8 protein-coding genes and 1 pseudogene are annotated in these 12428 nt (G+C 49.0%); 5 read left to right on the forward strand and 4 right to left on the reverse strand.

What is annotated here, in order from left to right:
* Window positions 1-165: 165 nt before the first annotated feature.
* Entirely contained in the window at window positions 166-885 is a 720-nt protein-coding gene (locus RC73_RS16055) for a suppressor of fused domain protein (protein ID WP_039035603.1), read from the forward strand.
* Between the two features lie 96 nt (window positions 886-981).
* Here the strand turns inward: RC73_RS16055 and RC73_RS16060 are convergent, their stop codons facing one another.
* Entirely contained in the window at window positions 982-2043 is a 1062-nt protein-coding gene (locus tag RC73_RS16060; RefSeq protein WP_039035604.1) for a DUF3083 family protein, read from the reverse strand.
* A 277-nt stretch (window positions 2044-2320) separates the two neighbouring features.
* Between RC73_RS16060 and RC73_RS16065 the strand changes: the two are divergent.
* A pseudogene (locus RC73_RS16065) lies at window positions 2321-2751 on the forward strand (GNAT family N-acetyltransferase).
* 63 nt (window positions 2752-2814) lie between these two features.
* On the opposite strand, the gene RC73_RS16070 reads toward RC73_RS16065, so the two are convergent.
* Window positions 2815-3429, reverse strand: coding sequence for an arylesterase (locus tag RC73_RS16070; RefSeq protein ID WP_233962807.1), 615 nt, complete (start codon window positions 3427-3429; stop codon window positions 2815-2817).
* On the opposite strand from RC73_RS16070, the gene RC73_RS16075 reads away from it, so the two are divergent.
* The 3 genes from RC73_RS16075 to RC73_RS16085 all read left to right on the forward strand — a co-directional run bounded on the left by RC73_RS16075 (window position 3428) and on the right by RC73_RS16085 (window position 7075).
* Entirely contained in the window at window positions 3428-4240 is an 813-nt protein-coding gene (locus RC73_RS16075) for an ABC transporter ATP-binding protein (protein ID WP_082014356.1), read from the forward strand. The two genes, RC73_RS16070 and RC73_RS16075, sit on opposite strands and share 2 nt — an antisense overlap.
* Window positions 4240-6693 carry an ABC transporter permease gene (locus tag RC73_RS16080; protein ID WP_039035605.1) on the forward strand — a complete coding sequence of 818 codons (2454 nt, stop codon included), beginning with the start codon at window positions 4240-4242 and terminating at the stop codon, window positions 6691-6693. Before RC73_RS16075 ends, RC73_RS16080 begins: the two co-directional genes overlap by 1 nt.
* 163 nt (window positions 6694-6856) lie before the next feature.
* The gene (locus tag RC73_RS16085; protein ID WP_233962775.1) at window positions 6857-7075 is read left to right on the forward strand and encodes a hypothetical protein; all 219 of its coding nucleotides are present in this window, start codon (window positions 6857-6859) and stop codon (window positions 7073-7075) included.
* A gap of 208 nt (window positions 7076-7283) precedes the next feature.
* Here RC73_RS16085 and RC73_RS16090 read toward each other — a convergent pair whose 3' ends face one another.
* Window positions 7284-7958 (reverse strand): hypothetical protein, encoded by a 675-nt coding sequence (locus RC73_RS16090; RefSeq protein WP_052248248.1) that lies wholly within the window; start codon window positions 7956-7958, stop codon window positions 7284-7286.
* A 154-nt stretch (window positions 7959-8112) separates the two neighbouring features.
* The gene (locus RC73_RS16095; protein WP_039035607.1) at window positions 8113-12405 is read right to left on the reverse strand and encodes an EAL domain-containing protein; all 4293 of its coding nucleotides are present in this window, start codon (window positions 12403-12405) and stop codon (window positions 8113-8115) included.
* Between the last annotated feature and the right edge of the window lie 23 nt (window positions 12406-12428).

The raw sequence follows: 12428 nt of genomic DNA on the forward strand, positions 1-12428 counted from the left end.
GGCCAAATTAGCGCCAAATAATGCAAGTAGCAGCAGATAACAGATTGAGGCATTATCGCCATATATAAACACTATTTTAACAACCGTTTGTTTTTTATCATTTATTCTGGATTTCGTTCGCAGGCAGTGATAAAACCTCAAGCGTCAGAATCAAAAGGAGTTGGCATGAGTAAGGATGAACAAGAATACAGCCTTTCCGGTGATCCCATTTTCAGATACACGGATGGTGAAAAGGAATGGCAGTCACCTATGGGTGAAGAGTGTATCGTCCAGATAAGCGAACATATTGAGCGCCATATTGGTGAAGTCACCTGGGTCTTTCATGAAGTTATCTCGGATACTGTGCATATTGATGTGCATTATGTGGCACCGACAGACGAGCGACCTTTCCATACTCTGGTGACTTCCGGCATGAGTGACTTGCCTATGAGTACCCCCGAAGGGGCGGATATCCCCAGGTTTATGGAGCTGATGATCACTTTGCCGGCGCATTGGCAGATAAGTCAGGAAGCCTTTAGCGATGAAAAGTGGTACTGGCCTATAAGGCAGCTTAAGTTTTTGGCGCGCTTTCCGCATAAATACGACAGCTGGCTGGGCTGGGGACACACAATACCCAATGGTGATCCTGCCGAACCCTTTGCCGAAAATACCCGTCAAAATGGCATGATAGTTCTGCCGTCACTGCTACTTGATAATGCATTCCACACCTTGGAGATTGACCAGGACAAGTGCATCAATTTTTATAGCCTGGTGCCGCTTTATGAAGAAGAGATGATGTTGAAACTGGAGCAGGGCAGCGATGCTTTGTTGGATCTGTTCGACAAATATCAGGTGAGCGATCTGGTGGATGTTGCCAGAATCAATGTGGTCACAGGGCGGAAATAGCCGAGCCCTGGGGACTCATTCATAGCACACTCATAATAACAAAGTAAAAAGCCGGGCTGAGCGGTATTGTACAGGCTAGCCCGGCTTTTTTGAGTCTTAACGCTTGTAACTGATGTGCTGATGGAATCTCAGCACCAGTTCATGGCGCTCCGGATCCAAACCTATGGCTTCGGCAAAGTCTTTCAAAGCTGCTTCCACCTGGTTCATATAGCGGCCATAACCCGGCTCTGTGTAATCCTCTTTACCGGCGACCAGCAAAAAGTGCACCGATTCCACCAAGTTACCTCCATCCCAATGGCTGACAAACTGGGTGTCGGTTGCCGCAGGATCAAAGCCTATCATCTGGGCTTCGGCAGTGCTTTCCACCTTCTCGAACTTACTGTTGCGAACCAAAGGCATCAAGCCATTGGCTACCATGGCGGTGCGGTGTAATTGCTTGCCTGCCGCCGCGCTGCGGAACTTGTCCTCAAGGAACTGGTACAGCGGGCTGAAGTCTTCGGTATGCTCCTCTTCCAGTACGCTCTGTTTCAGGCGGCGGCTCAACGGCAGGCTGACGGTGACATAGGCCAGTGAGCTGTGATCTTCCGGCAGTTTGCACCTGCGCGACTTGTAGCGCTGATAGATATCTCTTAGTTTGTAGCCATAGGTCTTTTTCTCACCCTTGGCACGGGCGAAGAGATCGTAGGCCATGTGCTGGTGATCGCGGACTTTGACCTTTAACTCCTGCTCCGGCAGGTTGTCCAACACCCCATTCAATACGGCGTTGACCCGGTTGTGGAAGTTGGCGGCGTTAGCGCGAATTTCCTTACCGGTAGCCAAAAACAGCAGTCTTAACTTGCGGGCCTTGTAGTCCGGCTGGAAGAAAAGATTCTGGGCTTCATGGTAGGCTGGGTTGTAAAAGAACAGGATCTGTTCGGCAGTTTGGAAGCAGTAGGCCTCGGTGTGAAAACGCACCACAGGCAGTTTGTCATTGGCGATCACATGAATGTTGTGCAGATCTTCCTTTTCTGCCAACTGGAATACTAACTTGCTGATCTCGCGGTAGCAGTTTTCGTAACTGGCATAGTGACTGAGCAGCGCATCTGTCATCAGTATTTCAGCCATGATGTACTGGCTGGTACGGGTGGCCAGGGGAATATAGACTTTTTGCAGGGACATATGCTTTCCTTGTTTCATGTTATCACGCTGGTATGGGCATACTAGCCGGGTTGCACAGCACTCTCTTTGCGACAAAACAACTTTCAATCCGATCGGCTATAGACTTATCGCGCCCGCCCTAGTGTAATCTATGGTTATGATTTATTAAACATTAATAAAATTTAGCCAACCTTAAGGCAACAAGCTGAACCACAAGGAGTCATTAATCTTGATTATCGAAAGCCCCAGATTAATTTTGAGACAGTTCCGTGATGGTGATCAGCAGGCCTTGTTCGCCATGAACAGTACTTCCGATGTCCTGAGATATATCCCCGGCGAGCCGTTGAAGGATGTTGAAGAGGCCAGTCAGGTGCTTGAAAAGGTTATTTTTGCCGACTACCGCAAGTATGGCTATGGTCGCTGGGCGGTTGAGCATAAGGCCGACGGCAAGGTGATAGGTTTTGCGGTCCTAAGTTTCTGCCGGAGTTCGGCAAGGTTGAGTTGGGATACAGATATCTGCCTGAATACTGGGGCCTGGGGCTGGGTTATGAAGCCGCAAGCCATGCATTGCCAAAAATAAAAGCGATTTGCGCCGTGGATGAGTTGATAGCCCTGATCATGGATGGCAACCTGGGTTCGGAAGCGATAGCCCTTAAGTTAGGGATGCTGCCGCAGGAAGAAAGTGAACTGATGGGGCACAAGGTGAGGGTATTCAGCTGCAGCCTTTAGTCGTTTTTAACGATGTCGTCCTGCGGCTATTATGTCCGGCTGCTATTATGTCCGGTGATTGCCTTATCCGCCTGTTGCCGGCGCAGATGCGTCTGTGGTGGGGGCTTTGATAGATTCGATTGCCGATTCAACCCAGGGCAGCACAAAGGCGGTGATCTTGGGCTGGGCCTTTTCGTTCGGGTGCAGCCCATCGGCCTGCATCAATTCGGGAAAGGGCGCTATCTCTGTCATAAAGAAGGGCATCAGGGTGACGTTGGGCTGCTTGGCCAGCTCACTGTAAACGGCGCTGAAGGCGTTGGCATATCTGGGGCCGTAGTTTGGCGGCACCATGACTTCGGAAAGCAGCACTTTGGCGCCGGATTGCTGGGCCAACGCAATGATTTTTGTAAGATTGTTTTTTAGCTCCGTTGGCAAAAAGCCTCTCAGACCATCATTTCCGCCTAGCTCCACCAACAGCAGCGAGGGTTTTACCGACTCCAGCAACTGAGGCAATCTTCTGAGGCCTCCGGCCGTGGTTTCGCCGCTGACAGAGGCATTAACAATGTTATGCTCGGGCAGGGCTTGTCTTAGCCCTTCGACCCAGCCCTGTTTCTCGGCCATGCCGTAACTGGCTCCTAGGCTGTCACCCAGGATCAGTATATCAGCGGCCTTGACGGGCTGCGCAGAGAACAAGAATATGAATGGTATCAATGCCAGCGGACGCAAGCATAAGGAAGTAATTTTGAAGAACAGTGCCATTAAGGTTTCCCATCTCGTAAAAACTGTCACTACCCAGGAAGGTGACCTGACTATCCTGAGTGGCATCAATTTGGATGTCAAGCCGGGCCAGAGTGTGGCCATTCTTGGGCCATCAGGTTCAGGCAAATCAACCCTACTGGGCCTACTGGCTGCATTGGATACCCCCTCGTCCGGTGAGATTTGGCTCGATGGCAGTGCCTTGGCCGGGCTGAATGAAGAGCAGAAGGCTGCGCTGCGTAAGCAAAAAGTCAGCTTTATTTTTCAGTCTTTTATGTTGGTTGATACCCTCAATGCCCTGGAAAACGTCATGCTGCCGGCTGAACTTGCGGGTATCAGGGATGCCAGAGAGCGGGCCAAAGCCATGCTGGAGCGAGTTGGTCTTGGGCACAGGCTCAATCATTACCCGAAACAGCTTTCCGGCGGTGAACAGCAGCGGGTTGCTATCGCCAGAGCCTTTATCAGCGAACCCAAGGTGCTGTTTGCCGATGAACCCACGGGCAACCTGGACAAACACAACGCCGACAGGGTTGCCGACATGCTGTTTGAGCTCAATCGCGAGAGTTCGACCACCTTGATTTTGGTGACCCATGATATGCAACTGGCCAGTCGTTGTGAGCGCCAGTTGGAGATGCACGAAGGGCGATTGTATGAACAGGGGCAGCAAACCCTGCCGGAAGAGGCCGGTTTGCATGAGGCCAAGACAGAAAGCCAGGTTCTGGCGGCATCGGTAACGGCAGAGGAGGGGCGCTGATGGAATGGACGCTGGCATGGCGCCTGTTTCGCCGCGAACTCAAGCAAGGGCAGTTGGTATTGATAGTGCTGGCCTTGACCCTGGCGGTGTTGTCTGTGACCGGTCTGGCCCGGGTCAGTGACAGATTGCAGCTCGCTATCAATGGCCAGGCGGCCAAGTTTATCGCCGCCGACCGAATCATTAATTCACCCGTCCCCATAGATGCAGGCATACTGCAGCAGGCCAACGCGTTAGGGCTGAAGCAATCGCATAGTTTGCAGTTCAACTCTATGGTTTACAGCGGTGATGCCTTTCAGTTGGTCACTGTCAGGGCAGTTGATAGTGCCTATCCGCTCAAGGGTAAAATTGTCTTGCGTCAAGGGGAAACCAGTGCCTTGCCGCAGCCAGGTGAATTGTGGTTTGAAATGCGTCTTGGGGGCCTGCTGGGGTATCCCAAGAGTGTTGAGCTGGGTAACGCTCAGATGGCGTTGGCCAAGGAGATAGACAGGCTGCCCGATGCCGGTTTCAATCCATTTGCTTCTTCCCCCCTGGTGTTGATGCGCCTTGATGATGTGGCGGCAACCGGGGTCATTCAGCCCGGCAGCCGGGTGACATATCTTTATCAGTTTGTCGGTGATAGCCAGGCGCTGAGCCGTTTTGAAGAATATGCCAAGCCACTGCTGACCAGTAGCCAACGTTGGGTGGATGTACAATCCGGCGATTCGCCGATTGCCGGGGCGGTGCAGCGGGCAGAGCGATTCTTGCTGTTAGCGAGCTTATTGGGGATAGCCCTTGCCTGCGCCGCCATCGGCATTGCCGCCCAGCGTTATTGTCAGCGTCACTATGATGTGGTTGCCATGCTGAAAACCTTTGGCGCCAGTGCAAGACAAATCCGTTTATTGTTCGGTCTGCACTTGCTGCTGGTGACCTTTCTTGGAGTGATCTTGGGGATCTTCGGTGGTCTGGTGCTGGATTATCTCATCAGCCGAGCCTTGCCTGCGGAAATTGCCGCCTATTCTCCGCCTATGCTCAGACCGCTTCTCTTGGGGCTGGCTACAGGGTTTATCAGCGCCTTTATGTTCAGTGCCTATCCGCTGATGCGACTGCTGGCTATTCCGCCGCTCAGGGTGTTGCAACGCCAGCTTGAAGGAATACGTCTGGGTATGTGGTTGCATCTGCTGCTGAGTTTGGCGGCTATGGGATTGCTCGGCTGGCTTTACTCGCGCTCTTTGCCTTTAACTCTGACCGTGGTGGCCAGTGTGGTGTTGCTCGGGGTGCTGCTCAGCCTGATGGGTTTTTTGTTAATCCGCCTGGGGCAGAGTGTTGGTATGCGCACGACCAACCCCTTGTCGCTGGCACTGGCGGGCCTTCGGCGCCGCGCCAGACAAAACGCTGTACAACTGGTGGGCTTTTCCAGCGCCTTGGTGTTATTGCTGACCATAATGGCGTTGCGTCAGGACTTGCTCAGCGAATGGCAGAAGCAGTTGCCTGAGGATGCGCCGAACTATTTTCTGGTTAACATAGCCCCGGACGAAGTAGAGCCGCTGGCGGACTTTATGGCTCAGCGCCAGATTGCTGCCACAGATATCTATCCTGTTATCCGCGGTCGGCTCAGCGCCATCAATGGTGAGGAGGTGATCACTGCCGAAGAGCAGGAACAGGGGCAGAGAGGGCGCCTTGGGATTTCAAGGGAGCTGAATCTCACCTGGCGAAACACCTTGCCGCCCAACAATGAGATCCTTGAGGGCCATTTTAATCGGCAAACCGATGAGGTGTCAGTGGAGTCCGGGGTGGCCGAGCGCTTGGGAATTACTGTCGGAGACAGCCTGAGTTTTGTTATCGATAACCAAACGCTGACTGTCAAAGTGGCCAGTATTCGTTCTGTGCAGTGGGAAACTTTGCAACCCAACTTCTTTATGATTTTCAGTCAGGAAGCCTTGGCGCCCTTTGCTTATACCTCAATGGCCAGTTTTCATCTGGATGATGGTCAAAAGGCCGTTGTGCTTGAGATTATCCGTAATTTCCCCACTGTCTCCATCATAGATGTGGGGGCCATGGTGGCTCAGCTCAAAGAGATAGTCGCCCAGGTATCTTTGGCGCTGACGCTGGTGTTGGTGCTGGTGGTATTGGCCAGTGCCCTGGTGATGATAGCGCAGACCGAAGCCGGCATGGCCAGTCGCCAACGAGAACTGGCGGTTCTACGCACCTTTGGCGCGCCGGGAAGCTTGCTTAAGCTTGCCACGGCGTTGGAGTTTGCACTGCTAGGTGCCGTGGCAGGCATTCTGGCGGTCACAGTGGCGGAGTTTGCGCTCTGGCTTTTGAAAACTCAGGTGTTTGAACTCAGAGTCAGTCCTCACTGGCAATGGTGGCTATTGGCTCCCCTCAGTGGCGCCTTGTTGGTGGCACTGCTTGGCTTGTGGCGTTGCCGCAGTCTGCTGCAAAAGTCCTGTGGTGAGCTGTTAAGGCTGGAGTAGCGCCAGGGGGTAGGTTGTCAGGCAATTTTGTCGAACCATTTTTTGCCAGGCTTGGGTGGCGAATTACTGACCTTTTGCTGTTATTTTGAGCGTTGCTGGGGTAGTATTCCGACTTTCTTTTGGACAGTGAAGGGATGCGCTGCAACAAGTGAGGTGAGGCGAGTTGACACTGATACTGGCAGGCGCGATGGCTTTGGCGGGGACTATGGGCGTCTCCGCTTACACTTTGGGACATTCAGCCTTCAAGGCAGGAATGGGGGTTAAACGTTGGGTGGCTGCCGGGTTGTTTTTGGGACCCGCCGCCATGTTGTTATTTAATGCACATAGGCAATTGGCGCACCGCAAAACCACTCGACCCGGCGATAGCAAGCATGCTTTCTAGAGTTGTCTATTGATTCCAAATCACAGCAAAAGGGAGCATAAATGCTCCCTTATTTTTTCGCTGTTCCATCAGTTCCACCAGCCTCTGGCTGGCACCACTTCCAGGTGACACAGACCCTCCGGCAGTTTCACTCTTTTACGCTCTGGTTTGGTCAGACCCAATAACTTTTTGATTGATATGATCATAATTAGTCCTCCAAGGCCCGGGGTCAGGCGTATATAAATTTCACATTAGGCGCGGCGGCCAGCTCGACAGGTTTGAACTTCACGTTCGGGGCTGCGGCCAGCTCGACAGGCTTGAATTTCACATTAGGCGCGGCAGCCAGCTCGACAGGCTTGAATTTCACATTCGGAGCTGCGGCCAGCTCTACAGGCTTGAACTTCACATTAGGGGCGGCGGCCAGCTCGACAGGTTTGAATTTCACGTTCGGGGCGGCGGCCAGCTCGACAGGTTTGAACTTCACATTAGGCGCGGCGGCCAGCTCGACAGGTTTGAACTTCACATTAGGGGCGGCGGCCAGCTCAACAGGTTTGAACTTCACGTTCGGGGCTGCGGCCAGCTCAACAGGCTTGAATTTTACGTTCGGAGCAGCAGCCAGCTCAACAGGCTTGAATTTTACGTTCGGAGCAGCAGCCAGCTCGACAGGCTTGAATTTCACGTTCGGAGCAGCAGCCAGCTCTACAGGCTTGAATTTTACGTTTGGAGCAGCAGCCAGCTCGACAGGCTTGAATTTCACGTTCGGAGCAGCAGCCAGCTCGACAGGCTTGAACTTCACATTAGGCGCAGCAGCAAGTTCAACAGGTTTGAATTTGACGTTTGGTGCAGCGGCAAAAGCCAGTGAACTGGTAACAACGGCGGCGGTAGCAACTATAAATTTAATCATTATCTTATCTCTCTCAGGGTAGTGGTAACAGTCAGCGGTTAACTTCTTGACGCTGAGAGAGATAAAGCAGGAGTCATGCCAGAAATGTTGTCTTAACTTTAAATTGATTTTTCTTTGATGACTTTTTGGTTTTTATGCTGTTCGAACTTTGTTGCTAAACCGTGTTCTTTTTACTTGATAATTCAGGCATATTTTGTTTCAAATATTCAGAAAATTCAGCCTCAGAAACCGCCTTGCTATAAATAAATCCTTGTATTTCTTCACAATTTAATGCTTTTAAAATACTCAGCTGTGAGGGTTCTTCTACGCCTTCGCCCACAACGGAAAGCCCCATATTGTGGGCTATGGTGATGATGGAGTCGACCATCTTTAAATCTCTGTCCGATTTATCGATATCGTCAACAAAGGCTTTATCTATTTTCAAGCTGTGAATGGGGAATCGCTTCAGATACGACAGGGACGAATAGCCGGTGCCAAAGTCATCAAGTGCCAGACAGACTCCCATTTTTGCCAGTTGTTGCATGACTTTAATGGCTTTTTCAGGATGCTTGATAACAGTCCCTTCAGTGATTTCCAGTTCCAGATTAGCAGCAGGTAGGCGGGTCAGACGTAAAATTGACGCGATTCTTTGCTGCAGATCGGGTAGGGCGAATTGTCGCGACGACAAATTGACAGCCACACGGCCATCAAACAATCCCTGTTCACGCCACTGCTGGGCGGCAAAGCAGGCCTTGCGCATAACAAGGTCGCCTATTTCAATAATTAGACCATTTTCCTCTGCCAGCGGAATAAAGTCATTGGGTGGGATTAATCCATGCTGAGGATGATTCAAGCGGACCAAGGCCTCCATACCCGACACTAAACCGCTACGCAGATTTATTTTGGGCTGGTAATAGACTTCAAACAGATCGTCTTTCAGGCCTTCGCGGATGAGATTCTCTACCTCCAACTGCCTAATTGCATTGCGGTTCAAGGATTCAGAGTAGAACTGATAGCGGTTACCTCCGGCAGACTTGGCATGGTACATGGCAATATCGGCCTTTCTCAGCAGTGCCTGCTCATTTTGCTCGTCTTCGGGATAAAGCACTATGCCTATACTAACGCCGACAACCAGTTGTTCGCCTACCAGTTCAAAGGCTTGACCGAAGGCGTCTATGACCCGGTTGGCTATCACTGCACTGGAACCTATGTCCGGATTCTTGTCCACCAGAATGGCAAATTCATCCCCACCTAGGCGATAGAGGTTGGTGTGTCCGGGTATAGATTGCTGCAGCCTCTGTGCAACCAGGATCAAAAGCTCATCACCTATCTGGTGACCAAGTGAATCATTGATTTTTTTGAAATTATCCAGGTCAAGTACCATCAGGGTGTGGTGATGATCTTTCTTCACCAGGTTGCCTAGGGTGACTTGCAAGTTGGAGCGGTTGGGAAGACCGGTCAGGAGATCATTGTTGGTGAGCTTACGCAGCTCTTCTTCCTGCTGTTTACGACGGGAGATATCGGAAAACACCCCAACATAATGGGTCAGGATCCCTTGCTCATCGTAAATCGCATCTATGGTGAGCTCCATCAGGAACTCTGAACCGTCGCCCTTAATGGCTTCTATATCGTTACTCCAGCGGCCGTATTGCTGCAATAACTGCTTTATTTGTTGATTGTAATTGTCAGGATAACGGCTGAATTGCAGCGTTGTGCCGAGCAACTGGTTGCGGCTGTGTTGGGTGAGTTCACAGCAGGCTTCGTTAACCTCAACATAATGGAAATCGGCATCCAGAATAAACATGCCTTCCGAGATATTCTCTATCGCCCGCTCGAATAGGCGTAGCTGCTCTTCTGCTGTCTTGAAACTGTTGATGTTTTTGATGGTTCCCGTCATACGCAGGGCATTGTCATGCTCATCCCGCTCAACAATTTTGGCTCTGTCGAGGATCCACAGCCATTCACCATTTTTGCTTTTAACCCTGTAGGTTGCTTCAAAATGATCTGTTTCACCGTAAAAGTGTTTGTTGAGTGCTTCTCTTACCCGCTCTCTATCTTGAGGGTGAATATTGCTCTCTTCACCATGATGGCCGGAACGCTGGCCGTCGCGGGGAAACTCGAGGGAGCCCCAGATATTGGAGCGGTATATCTGACCCGTTTCTATATCCCAGTCCCACATTTCATCACCACTACCCCAGAGGGAGAGCTTTAGCCTCTCCTCACTCAAGGCTATTTGGCGCTGGATCTCTCTCTTGCGCAGCACGGCTTTGGTGATAACCGTCAGTATTAGCAGCATTATCAAAACATAGAGCGCCTTGGCAATGTTGGAGAGCCACCAAGGCGGGGTTATTTCTACTTGGAGTTCGGTATTTTGGCCTTTTTTACCTGTGATGGGATCTATTGCTCTGAGCTGAAAGGTGTAGCTTCCGGGAGAAAGATTGGTATAGGTTGCAGAATTAATGCCTTTGGAGCTGATCCAGTCGTCAGAAAGCCCTTGTAGCCGGTACTCGTACTCGAGTTTAATATGAGAATACTTTGGGCTATTGAATCTAAGAGTGAAGGGGTAATCGGAGTATTTTAGTTTGATCTCATTTGACAGCGAAAGAACTGAGGAGAGTTTACTATTATCGACGAATTGGGGGATATTAAATATCAATAGTTCATTGAGGTTGGCTTTTGGCGCATGACTATTTTTGAAGTTAACAATGTCATTGGGTGAAATAATGGTTAACCCGGAGATCCCTCCCAGTAGGAATCCATTTCTCCAAGTTGAAGCGCTTTGTGTATTGTATTCATATTGACTACCGAAATCTTCATTTAAAAGATATGTTTCACCAGAGATTCCTATTATTACTTTTCTGATGGATGTGGCAACATAATTACCATCAGAATCAGTTGCGATTGAGTAAATGGGACTGTTGGCGATATACGTTGTTGATATTTTTTTTGTAGCTTTATTGTAGAATTTTAGGCCTGTCCCAGTGCCTAAGTATGTGCCTGATTTTGTTGGTGCGATGCTGTAAGTGATCTCATCACTAAAAATATGTTTGACGCCTGTAGTGTTACTGGCAGTAAAGACACCAACTTGAGTTGCGATATAAAGTTGATTGCTTTCGTAAGCAATGTTGAATATTGATGGTTTTTCACTTATTTCATATTGGCTGACGATGCCGAGTGTTTTTACATCAACTTCATGTATTAGGGAATTTGCAGTACTTATTGCAATTCGTGTTTCATCCTCATTGACAGCTAATGCGACTATAGGGCTATCAATTATTTGATACCGTGTTCCAGTATTGACATTTATAGCATACAATCCATTTAGAGAGCCGTAGAAAATAGTGTCATTTACAAGTCCTGCTGTTTTGGGGCCTTTTAGTCCTGTATCAACAGATAAGATCACGTTGAGGTCTTCATTCAGCAGTTTAAGAACTTGTGTGTCATCTGATATTAGAAGGTCTTTTTTCTGGTTTTTTTGTATATTCCAGACGCTTTGAGTATTACTGGCAAGAGTCGAAGCGAGTTGGCTTTTAATATCTATCGCAGAAAACCCTTTATTGAGAGATGGAATGTAAATGCGGCCTTTTTCTGCATAAATGAAACTCATTGACGTAGAGAGAGCCACATCCTTGATTAGACCTAGAAACTTTTCTTCTCCTTTAGATGAAATGTTGAATACTTTGTTATTTTTTAAGGCGTATAAGTCATTTCTCAAGCTGAATATGTTATTGTATTTTTCTACAGATATGCTTGTTAGTTTATTATCTTTCCATCTGTGTATACCATCTTCTTTTAAAATGTAAATGCATTCCGTTCCTTGGCTGATTGATATTGACTCTTTTGATATTAATTTACTTGCTTGCGAATCTTTATTTGTCTGATAGACAGAACCATCGTGATTGCGCGTTATATAAAGATTTTTGTAGGAGATAATCTGTTTTACATTAAGAAAATTTTCTGATTGCAATAATGTGATTTTAGGGGTTGTAGTAGTTATCTGATCTACTTTAGCTATTTTGTCGTTGAGACCAACTAATATTGAATCTTCCATTCGTTGGAGAGACCAAACTGCACTGTTCATACTGCTTATGGGTACAAAAGTGTTTTTTTCCTTATTATAGGTATAGAGACCATGGTTGGTGCCAACTAAAAGAAGGTCTTTGTGTGAGTATAAACTTTGGATGAATGAACTTCTCAGACCAGTCCCGTCATTGGCGAAATATTGTTTGAACTCCTTGCCATCGAAACGGTTAAGACCATTGAGAGTTCCTACCCAGATATAACCATCCGAATCCTCGGTTATCGATGTGACTGTGCTTTGTGAGAGCCCTTCAGGAACGCCGTATGTTTCTGCTTTTAGAAGGATCGGAGCGGGAGTATCAATCAGAGGAAGTGCTGCAACTGTAGCCGGGACAAAGGCGATAACCAAACACCAGAGCATTGTGAGGTAGAGCAGGAAATTAGGCATAAATTTAGTAAATTTTATAATGA

It is taken from the genome of Shewanella sp. ECSMB14102, from assembly GCF_000813075.1.
In the GTDB taxonomy this organism is placed as follows: domain Bacteria; phylum Pseudomonadota; class Gammaproteobacteria; order Enterobacterales; family Shewanellaceae; genus Shewanella; species Shewanella indica.